The organism is Azospirillum mesophilum (genome assembly GCF_053470405.2).
The window spans coordinates 137,345-153,689 of the sequence record NZ_JBPXMQ020000013.1; the positions used below are offsets into that span (position 1 = coordinate 137,345).

The 16,345-nt window shown below is 67.5% G+C and carries 18 protein-coding genes; 11 read left to right on the top strand and 7 right to left on the bottom strand.

Annotated features, from left to right (window positions below):
• Window positions 1-6: 6 nt before the first annotated feature.
• The 5 genes from mltG to fabD form a co-directional block, all read right to left on the bottom strand.
• The gene (gene mltG, locus ACSVC7_RS14795; RefSeq protein ID WP_448205095.1) at window positions 7-1,011 is read right to left on the bottom strand and encodes an endolytic transglycosylase MltG; all 1,005 of its coding nucleotides are present in this window, start codon (window positions 1,009-1,011) and stop codon (window positions 7-9) included.
• A 26-nt stretch (window positions 1,012-1,037) separates the two neighbouring features.
• On the bottom strand, window positions 1,038-2,300 hold the full coding sequence (gene fabF / locus ACSVC7_RS14800; RefSeq protein WP_448205096.1) for a beta-ketoacyl-ACP synthase II: 1,263 nt from the start codon (window positions 2,298-2,300) through the stop codon (window positions 1,038-1,040).
• 89 nt (window positions 2,301-2,389) lie between these two features.
• A complete protein-coding gene (locus ACSVC7_RS14805; protein ID WP_014240383.1) occupies window positions 2,390-2,629 on the bottom strand; it encodes an acyl carrier protein in 240 nt (79 codons plus the stop codon).
• 167 nt (window positions 2,630-2,796) lie between these two features.
• Window positions 2,797-3,534 carry a 3-oxoacyl-[acyl-carrier-protein] reductase gene (fabG, locus tag ACSVC7_RS14810; RefSeq protein WP_448205097.1) on the bottom strand — a complete coding sequence of 246 codons (738 nt, stop codon included), beginning with the start codon at window positions 3,532-3,534 and terminating at the stop codon, window positions 2,797-2,799.
• Between the two features lie 8 nt (window positions 3,535-3,542).
• Window positions 3,543-4,484 (bottom strand): ACP S-malonyltransferase, encoded by a 942-nt coding sequence (gene fabD, locus ACSVC7_RS14815; RefSeq protein ID WP_448205098.1) that lies wholly within the window; start codon window positions 4,482-4,484, stop codon window positions 3,543-3,545.
• A gap of 380 nt (window positions 4,485-4,864) precedes the next feature.
• Between fabD and rpsF the strand changes: the two genes are divergently transcribed.
• From rpsF to ACSVC7_RS14865, 10 genes are all read left to right on the top strand, one after another.
• Window positions 4,865-5,302 carry a 30S ribosomal protein S6 gene (rpsF, locus tag ACSVC7_RS14820; RefSeq protein WP_448205099.1) on the top strand — a complete coding sequence of 146 codons (438 nt, stop codon included), beginning with the start codon at window positions 4,865-4,867 and terminating at the stop codon, window positions 5,300-5,302.
• Entirely contained in the window at window positions 5,303-5,575 is a 273-nt protein-coding gene (gene rpsR, locus ACSVC7_RS14825) for a 30S ribosomal protein S18 (protein ID WP_448205100.1), read from the top strand. It abuts the gene before it with no gap.
• Between the two features lie 36 nt (window positions 5,576-5,611).
• A complete protein-coding gene (locus ACSVC7_RS14830; RefSeq protein ID WP_448205101.1) occupies window positions 5,612-6,568 on the top strand; it encodes a DUF2232 domain-containing protein in 957 nt (318 codons plus the stop codon).
• Window positions 6,568-7,134 carry a 50S ribosomal protein L9 gene (gene rplI / locus ACSVC7_RS14835; RefSeq protein ID WP_448205102.1) on the top strand — a complete coding sequence of 189 codons (567 nt, stop codon included), beginning with the start codon at window positions 6,568-6,570 and terminating at the stop codon, window positions 7,132-7,134. The genes ACSVC7_RS14830 and rplI overlap by 1 nt, the downstream gene beginning before the upstream one ends.
• A gap of 221 nt (window positions 7,135-7,355) precedes the next feature.
• Complete coding sequence (locus ACSVC7_RS14840) at window positions 7,356-8,588, top strand: cyclopropane fatty acid synthase (RefSeq protein WP_448205103.1); 1,233 nt, start codon at window positions 7,356-7,358, stop codon at window positions 8,586-8,588.
• Window positions 8,589-8,750: 162 nt separating this feature from the next.
• On the top strand, window positions 8,751-10,283 hold the full coding sequence (locus ACSVC7_RS14845) for a replicative DNA helicase (protein WP_448205104.1): 1,533 nt from the start codon (window positions 8,751-8,753) through the stop codon (window positions 10,281-10,283).
• Entirely contained in the window at window positions 10,261-11,385 is a 1,125-nt protein-coding gene (gene alr, locus ACSVC7_RS14850) for an alanine racemase (RefSeq protein ID WP_448205105.1), read from the top strand. The genes ACSVC7_RS14845 and alr overlap by 23 nt, the downstream gene beginning before the upstream one ends.
• A gap of 9 nt (window positions 11,386-11,394) precedes the next feature.
• A complete protein-coding gene (locus ACSVC7_RS14855; protein ID WP_448205106.1) occupies window positions 11,395-12,171 on the top strand; it encodes an MlaE family ABC transporter permease in 777 nt (258 codons plus the stop codon).
• A gap of 8 nt (window positions 12,172-12,179) precedes the next feature.
• A complete protein-coding gene (locus tag ACSVC7_RS14860; protein ID WP_448205107.1) occupies window positions 12,180-12,971 on the top strand; it encodes an ABC transporter ATP-binding protein in 792 nt (263 codons plus the stop codon).
• Window positions 12,972-13,090: 119 nt separating this feature from the next.
• Window positions 13,091-13,306, top strand: a complete 216-nt coding sequence (locus ACSVC7_RS14865) for a hypothetical protein (protein ID WP_448205108.1) — start codon at window positions 13,091-13,093, stop codon at window positions 13,304-13,306.
• A 50-nt stretch (window positions 13,307-13,356) separates the two neighbouring features.
• On the opposite strand, the gene ACSVC7_RS14870 is transcribed toward ACSVC7_RS14865, so the two are convergent.
• Entirely contained in the window at window positions 13,357-13,941 is a 585-nt protein-coding gene (locus tag ACSVC7_RS14870) for an NUDIX hydrolase (protein ID WP_448205109.1), read from the bottom strand.
• Entirely contained in the window at window positions 13,938-14,774 is an 837-nt protein-coding gene (map, locus tag ACSVC7_RS14875) for a type I methionyl aminopeptidase (RefSeq protein ID WP_448205110.1), read from the bottom strand. Before map ends, ACSVC7_RS14870 begins: the two co-directional genes overlap by 4 nt.
• A 157-nt stretch (window positions 14,775-14,931) precedes the next feature.
• Between map and radA the strand changes: the two genes are divergently transcribed.
• A complete protein-coding gene (gene radA, locus ACSVC7_RS14880) occupies window positions 14,932-16,332 on the top strand; it encodes a DNA repair protein RadA (RefSeq protein ID WP_448205111.1) in 1,401 nt (466 codons plus the stop codon).
• The last annotated feature ends 13 nt before the right edge of the window (window positions 16,333-16,345 follow it).

Here is a 16,345-nt window from a genome sequence, read left to right on the forward strand (position 1 = left end):
CCGCCTTCACTCCGGCGTCTGGTCGCCGTTCCCGGCCCCGTTCCCGGACTGGCGCCGTTGCACGTCGCGCCACTTGGCGACGTTCCTGTTGTGGTCGGGCAGAGTCTTGGCGAAGACATGCCCCCCACCGCCATCGGCGACGAAGTACAGGAACTCGTGATGTTCGGGATGCAGAGCGGCCTGGATGGACGCGCGTCCCGGATTGGCGATCGGCCCCGGCGGCAGCCCCGTCACCTGATAGGTATTGTAGGGTGAGTCCAGCTTCCAGTCGTTGCGGGTCAGGGCACGCCCCAGCTCCCCGCTGCCGTCGGTCAGCGCAAAGATCACCGTCGGATCCGACTGGAGCTTCATACCGGCGGCCAGCCGGTTGACGAACACACCCGCCACCTTGCTCCGCTCCGCCGCGATTCCCGTCTCCTTCTCCACGATGGAGGCGAGCGTCAGCGCCTGCTGCGGGTTCTCATAAGGCAAGTCCTGGTCGCGGCCCTTCCACGCCTCGGCCATGGTCTGGTCCATGGCGTGCTGCATGCGCTCGATCAGCGCAGCGCGCGAATCACCGTAAGAATAGTGGTAGGTCTCGGGCAGAAGGCTGCCGTTCTTGGGAACGGCCTTCACCTCGCCCGACAGCGCCGGCTCCTTGTCGAGCAGCGCGATCACCTGGGCCGAGGTCAGCCCTTCCGGAATCGTGAAGCGGCGGACGACCGTGCGGCCTTGCCGCATCATGTCCAGAATGCCGTCGATGCTGATGCCGGCGGGAAAGGCGTATTCGCCCGCCTTCAGGGCACCGCTGAACTTGGCCCCGATGGCGAAGAGAAGCGGGGAGTCCACGACTCCCGCCTCGTCCAGGGTCAGCGCGATGGCTTCGACCCCGCTGCCGCGCGGGATGACCACCGTTTCCGTGTGGTCGAGCGGTCCGGGGGCCATCATGCGAAGGGCACCCCAGAACGCGACCCCGCTGCCGGCGGTGAGGACGACGAGCGTCCCCGCCGCAAATCGGAGGCCCCAGCCCATTGGCTGACTCCTCAGGCCATCGCCTCTCAGGCGAATTCCTTGAACACCAGAGAGGCGTTGGTGCCACCGAAGCCGAAGGAGTTCGACAGGGCGGCCCGCACGCGGCGCTCCTGCGCAACCTTCGGAACGAGGTTGACGCCGAGGCAGCTCTCCGACGGGTTCTCAAGGTTCAGCGTCGGCGGGACGATGCTGTGGTTCATCGCCTTGATCGAGTAGATCGCCTCGACCGCGCCGGCGGCACCCAGCAGGTGACCGATCGCCGACTTGGTGGAGGACATGGCGACCTTGTCCATGGCCGGGCCGAACAGACGCTTCACCGCGCCCAGCTCGATCTCGTCGCCGAGCGGCGTCGAGGTGCCGTGCGCGTTGATGTAGTCGATGTCTTCCGGGTTCATGCCGGCGCGCTTCAGGGCGCCGCGCATGGCGCGGAAGCCACCGTTGCCGTCCTCGGCCGGAGCGGAAATGTGATAGGCATCGCCCGACATGCCGTAGCCGACCACTTCGGCGTAGATGTGAGCGCCGCGCTTCTTGGCGTGTTCCAGCTCTTCCAGCACGACGACGCCGGCACCCTCGCCGATGACGAAGCCGTCGCGGTCCTTGTCATAGGGACGCGAGGCCTTGTCCGGCGTGTCGTTGAAGGCGGTGGACAGCGCGCGCATGGCGGCGAAACCGCCTACGCCCAGCCGGCTCACCGCGGCTTCCGCACCACCGGCAACCATCACGTCCGCGTCGCCCAGCATGATGAGGCGGGACGCGTCGCCGATCGCGTGGGCGCCGGTCGAGCAGGCCGTGACCACCGCGTGGTTCGGGCCCTTGAAGCCGTGCTGAATGGAAATGTGTCCGGAGGCCAGATTGATCAGGCAGGCCGGAATGAAGAAGGGGGAGATCCGGCGCGGACCCTTTTCGTGCAGGGTCACCGCACCTTCGGCGATGCCCGGCAGACCACCGATGCCCGAGCCCACCATGACGCCGGTGAGTTCGCGCTCTTCCTCGGTCTGCGGCACCCAGCCGGAGTCGGCAATGGCTTCGTGGGCGGCGGCGATGGCGAAGATGATGAAGTCATCCATCTTCCGCTGGTCCTTCGGCGGAACGAAGGCGTCCGGATTGAACAATCCGTCGCCCTCACCGCGCGGGACCTGCCCGGCAACCTTCGAGGCCAGGTCAGAGGCGTCGAATCCCGTGATGGCGCGGATGCCCGATTGGCCGGCGATCAAGCGCTCCCAGTTGAGCTTATGGCCGACACCGAGCGGCGTGACCAGACCGAGGCCGGTAACGACGACACGTCTCATGGGGTATTCCCTAACCTTTCCTCGATGAACTCAGCGACGGCCAGGGCTCTTCTTGAAAAGCGCCTGGCCCTCTGTGCGCCAGCGCCCGATCAGGCGGCGGCGTTCGCCTTGATGAAGTCGATGGCGTCCTTGACCGTCAGGATCTTCTCCGCGGCGTCGTCCGGGATCTCGCAGCCGAACTCTTCCTCGAAAGCCATGACCAGCTCGACGGTGTCCAGGCTGTCGGCGCCGAGATCGTCGATGAAGGAGGCGTTCTCCGTCACCTTCGACTCCTCGACCCCGAGGTGGTCCACCACGATCTTCTTCACGCGCTCGGCGACATCGCTCATTTTTTCAGACCTTCTATCCTTGAGACCGCTCGGGCGAATTCGGCCGGTACGCTCGCACACTTGCGTCGTCCTGCCACGAAAAGCCCCGTCCGATAACACATTTTAACAGCCTTGACCAGCGCCCGCGGGAACTGGTCTGAACCGGTGGTTCAGGCAGCGAATCCGCCTCAGATCATGGCCATGCCGCCGTTGACGTGCAGCGTCTGGCCAGTGACATAGGCGGCCTCCTCGCTCGCGAGGTACACGACCCCGGCGGCGATTTCCCCCGGCTCGCCCATGCGGCCGGCGGGAATGGCGGTGAGCAGCTTGTCCTTCTGCTCGGAATTCAGGGCGTCGGTCATCGCCGTGGTGATGAAGCCCGGCGCGAGGCAGTTGACGGTGATGCCGCGCGACGCGACCTCGGCCGCCAGGGCCTTCGACATGCCGATCATGCCGGCCTTCGAGGCGGCGTAGTTCGCCTGCCCCGGGTTGCCGGTGACGCCGACGATGGAGGTGATGCCGATGATGCGGCCCCAGCGGCGCTTCATCATGCCGCGCAGCACGGCGCGCGACAGGCGGAAGGCGGCCGTCAGGTTGACGTCCAGCACCGACTGCCAGTCCTCGTCCTTCATGCGCATGGCAAGCTGGTCGCGGGTCAGGCCGGCGTTGTTGACCAGAATGTCGATCTGGCCCAGCGCCGCCTCGGCATCCTTGGCGAGCTGCTCGGTCGAAGCCGCGTCGGCCAGGTTGCCCGGCACGACCACGGCGCGCTCGCCCAACTCTGCGGCCAGCGACTCCAGTGGGGCGACGCGGGTGCCCGACAGGGCCACGGTGGCGCCCTGCGCATGGAGCGCGCGCGCGATGGATGCGCCGATGCCGCCGGACGCACCGGTCACCAGCGCCTTCTTGCCGGTCAGGTCGAACATGGAAAGCCTCACAGCGTCTTCAGGAACGATTCGACGTCGGCCGGCCCCTGTACGGAGGTCGCGGCCAGCTCCTTGTCGATGCGCTTGGCGAGCCCCGCCAGCACCTTGCCGGAGCCCAGTTCGACCAGCGTGTCGACGCCCTGCTCCTTCATGAAGAGCACGCATTCGCGCCAGCGGACCATGCCCGTCACCTGATCGACCAGCAGGCGGCGGATCGCGTTCGGGTCGGACACCGCCGTGGCGGTGACGTTGGCGACCACCGGAACCTCCGGCGGCGTGATCGTCACATTGGCGAGCGCCTGGGCCATGGCATCGGCGGCCGGCTGCATCAGGGGGCAATGGAAGGGCGCGCTGACCGGCAGGCGGACCGAGCGCTTCAGGCCGCGCTCCGCCGCCAGGACGATGGCGCGGTCGATGGCCTCGGCATGGCCGGAGATGACCACCTGCCCCGACGAATTGTCGTTGGCGACCGTGCAGACGTCGCCCTGCGCCGCGTCGGCGGCAATGGCCTGCGCTTGATCCAGCTCAGCGCCCAGCAGGGCGGCCATGGCGCCCTTGCCCACCGGAACGGCCTTCTGCATGGCCTGCCCGCGCAGCTTCAGCAGGCGCGCGGTGTCGGCCAGGGAGAAGGCGCCGGCGGCGCACAGCGCCGAATACTCGCCCAGGGAATGGCCGGCGACGAAGGCGGCGTGCTTGGACAGGCTGAGCCCGCCCTCTTCCTTCAGAACCCGCAGGACCGCGACGCTGACGGCCATCAGGGCCGGCTGGGCGTTCTCGGTCAGGGTCAGGTCCGCCTCCGGACCTTCGAACATCAGGCGGGACAGGCGCTGGTTCAGCGCGTCGTCCACCTCTTCGAAGGTGAGCCGCGCGACCTCGAACGCCTCGGCCAGTTCACGGCCCATGCCGACGGCTTGGCTGCCCTGGCCCGGAAAGACGAACGCCCTGGTCATGCTGTTTGGAAACCCTGGTGAAGGTGCGCCGCCCGGCGACGCTGCCGTTGAATTGGGCGACAGTCATACCCTGCCTTTTGTGCAAGTCAAGCGAAGCGCATCGTCAAAGCCCCCTCCGGAAGCTCTTGCCGCAGCATTTTTTGCACAGCGGCAATCAAGATGGTCCGCTGACGACCATAATATAAGGTGTCGCTCGCCCTGGTCACCTTGCGATGTGTGCCGCCCGGCGCGAAAGCGCTTGCCCGGAAACGGCTTTTGTGCATACTGCGCCGCTTCACAACTCCTTGCCGGCGGCATGCCGCCGGCTAGGCCCGGGCGGCTGCCCCTGTCCATTGGGGATCGGACGCAGCGCCGGACCATGAACAGCCATGGGGAGTATAATGGCTCTTTACGAGTGCGTGCTGATCGCGCGCCAGGACATCTCGGCTGCCCAGGCCGAGCAGCTCGGCGAGCAGTTCGCCCAGATCATCCGCGACAACGGCGGTCAGGTCGCCAAGACCGAGTACTGGGGTCTGAAGACGCTCACCTACAAGATCAAGAAGAACCGCAAGGGTCACTACACCCTGTTCAACATCGACGCTCCGGCCGCCGCCGTGCTCGAAGCTGAGCGGAACATGAGCCTCAACGAAGACGTCCTGCGCTACCTGACGGTGCGCGTCGACGCCCTCGATGCCAACCCGTCGGTGATGATGCAGAGCCGCGGCGAGCGTGGCGACCGCGGTGATCGCGGCGACCGCGGCCCGCGCCGCTTCGAGGATCGTGGCCCGCGCCCGCCGCGCCGCCAGGAAGCCACCGTTGCCGAAGGGGAGAACGCCTAAATGTCCGACAAGCAGACCACGGGCGCTCCGGCCCGCACCGGCGGTGGCCCGCGCCGTCCGTTCTTCCGCCGCCGCAAGACCTGCCCGTTCTCGGGCGCGAACGCTCCGGCGATCGACTACAAGGACGTCAAGCTCCTGTCCCGCTTCATCTCCGAGCGTGGCAAGATCGTGCCGAGCCGCATCACCGCGGTTTCCGCGAAGAAGCAGCGCGAGCTCGCTCGCGCCATCAAGCGCGCCCGCTTCCTGGCCCTGCTTCCCTACGTGGTGAAGTAAGGATCTGAAGCGGTCGGCGAAGGCAAAGGTACCCCCATGGCCCTGCCCCTGGCCGCCCCTCTGGCTGCTGCCATCGGTGTCGGCGTGGTCAGCGCGTTCTTCTACCTGTCCGTCCTGTTCGGCGGGGCGGGCGCGCTGATCCTGGGGTATCTGGCGCCGCTGCCATTGTTCCTCGCGGGACTGTGGTTCGGCTCCACCGCCGCCATCATCGCCGGTACGGCGGGGACGGTGGCGGTTCTGGCGGTGTCGTCCAGCTTGCTGGTTGCGCTGGCCTATCTGGTGACCGCGGCCTTTCCCGTGGTCCTGGTGGTCCGGCAGGCGCTGCTGGCGCGGACGGCCGTCGGCGGGGGTATCGAATGGTATCCTCCGGGCCGGCTCCTGATGGGGCTGACCGGAATGGGACTGGCGGCCCTCCTGGGGGCTGCGGTTCTGACGCTCGACCAGCCCGGTGGGCTGGAGGGCGCGGTGCGCGAAACGCTGAGCCGCATGGCGGAGCAGATTTTCGCGGCACAGGGCCAGACGGCCCCGGACCCGCAGGACTTCTGGATGGCCGAGGTGTTGCCGGGCCTCGCGGTGATCTCGTGGCTGACCATGACGATCATCAACGCGGCCCTGGCGCAAGGAGCGCTGATGCGGTTCGACCGCAACCGGCGTCCGCCCATGCGGCTGGTCGACCTGGAACTTCCCCGGTGGTTGCCACCGGTGTTCCTGGCGGCGGTGCTGGCGGCGTCCGTTGCCCCGGACCCGGTGGCGTTCCTGGCGCTCAACACGGCGCTGATCCTGGCGCTTCCCTTCGCCTTCGCCGGGCTTTCGGTGGTGCATGCAGTGGCCCGGGGCCGGTCGGCAAAAGCGCCGATCCTCATCGGGTTCTACATGTTCCTGTTTCTTTTCGGTTGGCCGATCGTGCTGTTGGTCGGCCTTGGCATGATCGAGCAATGGATTGGGCTGCGTCGCCGTCTCCGGCCCGCCGGCCCCGATCAGGAGGACGAGTGATGGAAGTTATTCTGCTGGAGCGGGTTGAGAAGCTCGGCCAGATGGGCCAGGTCGTGAAGGTGCGTCCCGGCTTCGCCCGCAACTATCTGCTGCCGCAGAAGAAGGCCATGCGCGCCACCAAGGCGAACATGGAAGTCTTCGAGAAGCAGAAGGCCCACCTGGAGGCCATGAACCTGGAGCGCCGCAAGGACGCCGAGCAGGTCGCCTCCCAGATGACCGACGTGTCGGTGGTCGTGATCCGTCAGGCCGGCGAGACCGGCGTGCTGTACGGTTCGGTGACCCCGCGCGACGTCGCCGACGCGCTGACCGCCGCCGGCTACAAGGTCGACCGCAAGCAGGTCGCCATCGAGCAGCCGATCAAGACGCTGGGCCTGTTCAAGGTCCGCCTCGTCCTGCACCCCGAGGTCGCGGTCACCGTCACGGTGAACGTCGCCCGCTCGCAGGAAGAGGCCGAGCTGCAGCGCGCCCGCGGTGGCATGGTCACCGCCGCCGACCTGCGCGATGAGGAAGACGAGGTCGAAGAGGCCCCCGAGGCCACCGAGACCGAGGACTCCGAGCAGGCCTAACCGCCCGCTCAACGAGTTCTGTCCGCTCGTCCGGAAGCCGCCCGCCCCTGCAAGGGGGTGGGGCGGCTTTCCGCTTTTCCGGGGCACCTCAGGCCCCCCTTCCTCCCTTCAGCGTGCACCGGACGCGCCACGGGTTCGCCCGCAAGGACTGTTGCCTCCCCCCTTAACAACCCCCGACCCTTCTTCCACCTGATTCCTATGAGTCGGTGAGGAGGAACGGCATGCTTCTCGCGCGCTTGCTTGCCCCGGCCATGACGGCCGGCGCCATCGACATCGCGGGAGCCGATGGGCGCGTCCATCGCGTCGGAACCGGGACCCCATCGATGACGCTGCGCCTGCACGACAAGGCGCTTCACCGCGAGTTGGTGGTGAATCCGCGCCTGCGATTCGGCGAAGCCTATATGGACGGCCGCCTGAGCATCGATGGCGGATCGATCTACGATTTCCTGGCGCTGCTGGGCCGGGGCAACGAGAATGTCCAGGGCGCGCTCGGCCGGATTCGCGAGACCCTTGCACCGGCCTTGCGACTCGGGCAGCAGCACAATCCGCTTCGGCGCGCACAGCGGAACGTGGCCCACCACTACGATCTCTCGCGCGCCTTCTTCGAGCTGTTCCTCGACCGGGACATGCAATATTCCTGCGCCTACTTCCCAACCCCGGACACCAGCCTGGACGAGGCGCAGGAGGCCAAGAAGCGCCACATCGCGGCAAAGCTGCTGCTGAAGCCGGGCATGCGGGTGCTGGACATCGGCTGCGGCTGGGGCGGCATGGCGCTTTACCTCGCCCGCACCACCGGGGTGGAGGTCATCGGGATCACGCTGTCCACCGAACAGCTCGCCCTCGCGCGGGAACGGGCGGCGAAGGCCGGCCTGTCGGACCGGGTGCGATTCGAACTGCGCGACTACCGCCTGATGGAGGGCCGATTCGACCGGATCGTTTCGGTCGGCATGTTCGAGCATGTGGGCGTTCCGCAATACGGCACCTTCTTCACCAAGGCCCGCGACCTGCTGGAGGAGGACGGGGTCGCGCTGCTGCATGCCATCGGGCGGTCCGACGGGCCGGGCGCCACCAATCCATGGCTGCGCAAATACATCTTCCCCGGCGGCTACGCCCCGGCTCTGTCCGAGGTGCTGCCGGCGGTGGAGAAGGCGGGGCTGTGGAACACCGACGTCGAGATCCTGCGCCTTCACTACGCCGAGACGCTGCGCCACTGGCGGGAGCGCTTCCTGGCGCGGTGGGACGAGGCGAAGGCCATGTATGACGAGCGCTTCTGCCGCATGTGGGAATTCTACCTCGCCGGCGCCGAGACCAGCTTCCGCTACCAGGGCCATATGGTGTTCCAGATCCAGCTCGCCCGATCGCTCGGTGCCGTTCCGCTGGTCCGGGATTACATGGTCGAGAGCGAACGCGCGCTGATGCCGGCCACCGCGGCGCCGTTGCGACTTCAAAGGTAATCCATCCGGCGGAAGGGCGTCGCGGAGGCCACTGAGAAATCTTGATTTTTCGGCTTATCCCCGGAATTCTCCCCCTGGGGATGAAAGTTATTCACAGGAATTCGGAGAGGCCTACTCCGTTCGCACAGCTTCGCCGCCCCGCCCTTTGCTACAGTGCCGGCCATGGACGACAAGACCACCCAGCTTTTCGAGCCGCGCCCCCTGGACAGCGGCCTTTCCCGTGCCGGTGCCGCCAAGCCCACGGCCGAATACCGCACGCCGCCCCACAACGAGGAGGCGGAGCAGGCGCTGCTCGGCGCCATCCTGGTGAACAACAAGGCGTTCGAGAAGGTCGGCGAGTTCCTGAAGGCCGAGCATTTCTACGACCCGGTGCACCAGCGCATCTTCGCGGCCATCGCCAAGATGGTGGAGCGTGGGCAGATCGCCAACCCGGTCACGCTGAAGGCCTATTTCGACAACGACCCGGAACTGGCGCCGGACGGCGGCGCGGGCTATCTGGCCCAGCTCGCCGCCAACGTGGTGACGGTGGTCAACGCCGGCGACTACGGCAAGACGATCCACGACCTGTTTCTGCGCCGGCAGTTGATCGAGGTCGGCACGGACATGGTGAACGAGGCGTACCAGCACGACCTCGACATCGACGCCATGGACCAGATCGAGACGGCGGAAAAGCAGCTGTTCGACCTCGCCTCCACCGGCGACGTGCGCGGGGGCTTCATCGCCTTCTCCGAGTCGCTGAAGGCGGCCATCGCAACGGCGGAAACGGCCTTCCGCCGGTCCAGCCACGTCACCGGCGTGACCACGGGCCTGCGCGACCTCGACCGCAAGCTGGGCGGCCTGCACCCGTCGGACCTGATCATCCTGGCCGGCCGCCCCTCGATGGGTAAGACCGCGCTGGCGACCAACATCGCCTTCAACGCCGCCAAGGCGCACATGCGCAGCGACGGCGGCGAGGGCGCACCGGTCGGCTTCTTCTCGCTGGAAATGTCGGCCGAACAGCTCGCCACCCGTATCCTTGCGGGCGAGGCCGAGGTGTCCGGCGACAAGATCCGCCGTGGCGAGATCAAGGACAGCGACTTCCCCAAGTTCGTGGCGGCCAGCCAGGATCTCAGCCGCGTCCCCTTCTTCGTGGACGACACGCCGGCCCTGACCATCGCCGCGGTCCGCACCCGCTGCCGGCGGCTGAAGCGCACGCACGGGCTGGGCATGGTGGTGGTCGACTACCTGCAGCTGCTGCGCGGCAGCTCGACCAAGGGCAACGAGAACCGCGTGCAGGAAATCTCGGAGATCACGCGCGGCCTGAAGGCCATCGCGAAGGAGCTGGAAGTCCCCGTGCTCGCCCTGTCGCAGCTCAGCCGTGCTGTCGAAATGCGCGAGGACAAACGGCCGCAGCTCGCCGACCTGCGCGAATCGGGCTCGATCGAGCAGGATGCCGACGTTGTGATGTTCGTTTACCGCGAACAGTACTATCTTGAGCGCGCCGAGCCGGCCCGCCGGCCGGAAGAGACGGAGGACAAGTACAACGACCGCTACGCCAACTGGCAGAAGCGCTACGCCGAGGTCCACAACACGGCGGAGGCGATCATCGCCAAGCAGCGTCACGGCCCGATCGGCAGCGTTCGGATGTTCTTCGACGGACAGTTCACCAAATTCGGCGACCTCGACACGACCCATGACTTCGGCCCCACTGAGTGACCCGGCCCAGCGCGCCGGCGTGATCCTGACCATCGACCTCGGCGCGGTGGTCGCCAACTGGCGGCAACTGCGCGACCGGGTGGCCCCGGCGGAATGCGCCGCCGTGGTGAAGGCGAACGCCTACGGCCTGGGGGTGGAGCGCGTCGTCCCGGCGCTCGCCTCGGCCGGCTGCAAAACCTTCGTCGTGGCCCAGTTCGAGGAGGCGCTGGCGGTCCGCGCCCTGGCGCCGGACGCGCGCGTGCTATCGCTGGGCGGCCTGCCGGCGGGGACGGAGCGGGACTTCCAGGCCTTCCGCATCCTGCCGGTGCTGAACCACCTGGGCGAGATCGCGGCGTGGCAGGCCCACGCGCGGGCCGAGGGCGCCCCCCTACCCGCCGTCGTCCACATCGACACCGGCATGAACCGACTCGGGCTCGGCCCGGACGAGTTGGACCGGCTCGCCGGCGACCTCGGGCGGCTTGAGGGGGTGGACGTGCAGGTCTGGATGACCCATCTGGCCTGCGCCGAGACGGACTCGGTGATGAACACCCAGCAGCTCGGCCGCTTCCAGAAAGCGGTGGGGCGACTGCCCTCGGCAGCGGCGAGTTTCGCCAATTCGTCGGGCATTTTCCACGGCCCGGCCTTCCATTTCGACCTCGTGCGGCCCGGCTGCGCGCTCTACGGCGTGAACCCGACGCCTGCCCAGGCGAACCCGATGCGCGACACCGTCCGCCTCGACGCGCGCGTGCTTCAGGTGCGCAGCGTTGACAGTGCTATGACCGTTGGATACGGTGCCACGCACCGCGTTGCGGCGAGTGGCAAAATCGCAACCATCGCAGTGGGTTATGCCGACGGATATCTACGCTCGCTCGGCGGGCGCGGGCATGTCTTCGTCAACGGCGTGGCCGCTCCGGTGGTTGGGCGGATTTCGATGGACTTGGTCACGGTGGACGTCAGCCACCTTCCCGACGAGGCGGTGACGCCCGGCGGGCTGGTTGAGCTGATCGGCCCGAACCGCCCGGTGGACACCGTGGCGGCTGAGGGCGACACCATCGGCTATGAGATCCTGACCTCGCTGGGCGCGCGCTACCACAGGGTCTATCGCGACCCGACCGCCGCCTGAGGTCGCTTGATGGGTTTTCTTGCCGCCACCGGCCGGGCCTTCCTGGTCTTCCTGGAAGCGACCGGTAAGCTTGGTCTGTTCACCGTCGCCGCATTGTCGCACTGCGTCCGCCCGCCGCTGTACCCGCGGCAGATCCTGCGGCAGATGATCGACATCGGCTTTTACTCCCTGCCGGTGGTGGGCCTGACCGCGCTGTTCACCGGCATGGTGCTGGCGCTGCAGAGCTATTCGGGCTTCTCCCGCTTCCAGGCGGAGGGCGCCATCGCCACGGTGGTCGCGCTGTCGGTGACGCGCGAGCTTGGCCCCGTGCTGGGCGGCCTGATGGTCGCCGGGCGCATCGGCGCCGCCATGGCCGCCGAGATCGGCACCATGCGCGTGACGGAGCAGATCGACGCGCTGTCCACGCTGTCCACCAACCCCTTCAAGTATCTGGTGGCGCCGCGCCTGCTGGCGGGTCTGGCCATGCTGCCGATCCTGGTGCTGGTGGCGGACATCATCGGCGTGTTCGGCGGATTCCTGGTCGGCGTCTACCGCCTGAACTTCAACCCGTCCTCCTACATCAGCCGCACCTGGGAGTTCCTGGAGCCCGTCGACGTCATCTCCGGCCTCGTGAAGGCGGCGGTGTTCGGCTTCGTGGTCTCGCTGATGGGCTGCTACCACGGCTACCACTCCAAGGGCGGCGCGCAGGGCGTGGGTGCGGCGACGACCAACGCGGTGGTGTCGGCCTCCATCCTGATCCTGGTGTGGAACTACCTCATCACCGGCATCTTCTTCTCGACCAAGTGAGCGCAGCCATGTCTCAGGTACCCCCGGTCCAGGCACCGAAGATCGCGCTCAAGAACGTCCACAAGCGCTTCGGCCACAAGGTCGTGCTGAACGGCATCGACCTGGAGGTCGGCCGCGGCGAGTCGCTGGTCGTCATCGGCGGGTCGGGCACCGGCAAGTCGGTGATGCTGAAGTGCATCCTCGGCCTGCTGCAGCCGGACAGCGGCTCCATCCGCGTCGACGGCGGGGAGACCACCAAGCTGCGCCCGCGTGAGCGGGAGAAGCTGCTGCACAAGTTCGGCATGCTGTTCCAGGGTGCGGCCCTCTTCGACAGCCTGAAGGTGTGGGAGAACGTCGCCTTCGGCCTGATCCAGGGCGAGCACATGCCCCGCGGCAAGGCGAAGGAGATCGCCATCGCCAAGATGGGCGCCGTCGGGCTCGGCGCGGAGGTCGGCGATCTGTTTCCGTCGGAACTGTCGGGCGGCATGCAGAAGCGCGTCGGCCTCGCCCGCGCGATCGCCGACGAGCCGGAAATCATCTTCTTCGACGAGCCCACCACCGGCCTCGACCCGATCATGGCCGACGTGATCAACGAGCTGATCGTGAAGTGCGTGAAGGACCTCGGCGCCACCGCTGTCACCATCACCCACGACATGGCGTCGGCCCGCAAGATCGCCGACCGAATCGCGATGATCTACCAGGGCCGAATCATCTGGACCGGCCACGCCAAGGACATCGACCATTCCGGCAACCCCTTCGTGGACCAGTTCGTCCACGGCAAGGCCGACGGCCCCATCAAGATGCAGGTGCGCGCGCTGTAGGGCTTGTGGCTGTCGGGGGCTTAAGGTTTTTGCAGGGTTTTCCGGTCCATTAGACATCCATCCACCGGCAGCGCGTCCGGCCGCAGAACAAACACCGCACGGAAACTCGGAGAATCGACATGGCTGACGTCACCACCAACGGGCTGGCTTTCGCATCCTTCATGCTGAGCGCTAAGATCCTGGAGACGTTGCAGGCGAAGGGCCTCCTGAGCAACGAGGAGGTCGTCAAGACCATCCAGAACGCGCATGAGCAGCTGATCAAGAACGATAACCCGCTGTCGAGCGAAGCGGCCGTGGCCCTGGCCCACTTCTTCGCCCCGGCCCCCAAGAGCTGAGCGGCGCTCTTCAACCCTCTCCCATCTCGATGGGAGAGGGTACTGTTGTGTCAGCGGGCGGCAGCCGCGGCGAAGCTGTCGCGAAGTTCCGGCATCAGCACCATGCCGAGGATCGCGACGGAAGGCAGCAGGGCGAAGTCGCCGGCCGCCGCCGCGGCGAACAGATCCGCACGGGTCAGCAGTTCCAGCCGCATCTCCTCCAAGTCGCCGGAGTCCGGCTCCCGCATCTTGCGGGCATTTCGGGCGTGGAACATGTGGCAGAGGCAGCCCCGCTGGTTGCCCTGCACCGCGTAGGTGCCGAGCGCGGTCCAATCCGGAGCCTCGTAGCCGGTTTCCTCCAGCAGCTCGCGCTTCGCGGCGGCCAGGGGATCCTCGCCGGGGTTGATGGCGCCGGCCGGCACGGTCTGGCTAACCCGGCGAGTTCCGTGCTTGTATTGCCGCAGCATCAGCGCGCGGCCTTCCTCATCCTCCGCGAACATCAGGACAAAATCCGCCTGCTCCACCTGATAGAAGTTCTCGACGTGGCGGCCGTCGGGAAGCTCCACCGTCTCAGCGTGCACGCGCAGGAAGTGGCCGGTGTCGAGGAGCGTCCGCCGCTCCACGACCCGCCAGGGCTTCAAGGGATCGTCGATCATGCGCCCGAAGCTTCGTAAGGCGGCTGGGTGTAGCCGGCGGGCGAGAGGGTGAAGATCTCGCAGCCGTCCTCGGTGATGCCGACCTGATGCTCGAACTGGGCGGACAGCGAGCGGTCGCGGGTCACGGTGGTCCAGCCATCGGACAGGATCTTCACGTCGGGCTTGCCGGCGTTGATCATCGGCTCGATGGTGAAGACCATGCCGGGCTGGAGCAGCACGCCGGTGCCCGGCTTGCCGAAATGGTCGACGTGCGGCGCGTCGTGGAAGACACGGCCGATGCCGTGCCCGCCGAAATCGCGGACAACGCCGTAGCGGTGGGATTCGGCGAGCGTCTGGATGGCATGGCCGATGTCGCCCAGGTGGTTGCCCGGCTTGGCCGCCGCAATGCCGGCCATCATCGCCTTGTAGGTGATGTCCACCAGCTTGCGCGCCTTCACGCCGATCTTGTCGCCGACGAAGAACATCCGGCTGGTGTCGCCGTACCAGCCATCCAGGATCACCGTGACGTCGATGTTCACGATGTCCCCGTCGGCCAGCGTCTTGTCGTCGCTGGGGATGCCGTGGTTCACGACGTGGTTGGGGGAGATGCAGCTCGCCGCCGGGTAGCCGTGATAGCCGACGGTCGCCGGGATCGCGCCGTTGTCGCGCATGAAGGTCTCGATCAGCCGGTCGAGATGCCCCGTGCTGACGCCCGGCACGACGTGCGGCGTGATGTGGTCCAGCGTCGCGGCGGCCAGCCGCCCGGCCTTGCGCAATGCCTCGAACTCCTCCGGCCCGTGCAGCGGGATGCGCCGCCCTTCCTTGTCCACCACCTGCTCACCTGCGTTCGTCATGGTCTAATGGTCCTTTGTCCGGGCGAGAACCTACCACCGCTTCGGCCCAAGAAAAGCCCCAGGAAAAGCCCCAGGATTTTTATCGCCTAGGGCATAGGATTTAGGACAGGGGCTTGCTATATGTGGGGCGCTGTCGCCCCCACAATTCGCTAGACCTTTGGCCAAGCCCTCCACCCGCTATGCCTGCCAGTCCTGCGGCGCGACCTTCCCCAAATGGGCAGGGCGCTGCGACGCGTGCGGCGAATGGAACACGCTCGTCGAAGAGGCGGCTCCGGAAAGCGCGCCCAAGGGCCTTGGGGCGGCGCGCGGCCGGCGGCTGGACTTCGTCGGGCTGGCGGGAACCAGCGCGGCCCCGCCCCGCCGCTTGTCTCACATCGAGGAGTTCGACCGCGTCTGCGGCGGCGGCTTGGTCCCCGGATCGGCCATCCTGATCGGCGGCGACCCCGGCATCGGCAAATCGACCCTGCTGCTCCAGGTGATGTCCCGGCTGTCCCAGGAAAACCGCTGCGCCTATGTCTCGGGCGAAGAGGCGGTGGACCAGGTGCGGCTTCGCGCGCTGCGGCTCGGCTGCGCGGCAGCGCCGGTGCAGTTGGCGTCCGCCACCAGCGTGCGCGACATCGTGGCCTCCATGGACAGCGGCGACGGGCCGGACGTCATCGTCATCGACTCCATCCAGACCATGTATGTGGACAACCTGGACAGCGCGCCCGGCACGGTGGCGCAGGTCCGGGCCAGCGCGCAGGAGCTGATCCGCGCGGCCAAGCGGCGCGGCGTCGTGCTGCTGCTGGTCGGCCACGTCACCAAGGAAGGCATGATCGCCGGCCCCCGCGTGCTGGAGCACATGGTGGACACGGTGCTGTATTTCGAGGGCGAGCGCGGCCACCAGTTCCGCATCCTGCGCGCGGTGAAGAATCGCTTCGGCGCCACCGACGAGATCGGCGTCTTCGAGATGACTGACGTGGGGCTGGGCGAGGTCGCCAACCCCTCGGCCCTGTTCCTGGCCGAACGGCGCGGCGACGTGTCGGGCGCCGCCGTTTTCGCCGGCATGGAGGGCACGCGCCCCGTGCTGGTGGAGGTGCAGGCGCTGGTCGCCCCCTCTCCGCTCGGCACGCCGCGCCGCGCGGTGGTCGGCTGGGATTCGGCGCGACTCGCCATGGTGCTGGCGGTGCTGGAGGCGCGCTGCGGCGTGCAGATCGGCGCCAACGACGTGTACCTGAACGTGGCCGGCGGCCTGCGCATCACCGAACCGGCAGCGGATCTCGCCGTCGCGGCGGCGCTGGTGTCCTCGCTGACCGGGGAGCCGGTGCCCGCCGACGCCGTGGTTTTCGGGGAGATCGGCCTGTCCGGCGAGGTGCGCGCCGTGGGCCAGAGCGACACGCGGCTGAAGGAAGCCGCAAAGCTGGGGTTTTCAACGGCGATCTTTCCGGCTAGACGGAACGGCCAAAAGGGCGGCCGTGGCGACGGCAGCCTGAAGACCGTGGAACTGCAGCAGCTGGCGGAGCTGATGCCGCTGTTCCAGGCGGATTCCGGCGGGCGGCCCCCGCGCGGTCGCGACTAGAGGGCGAAGCGGA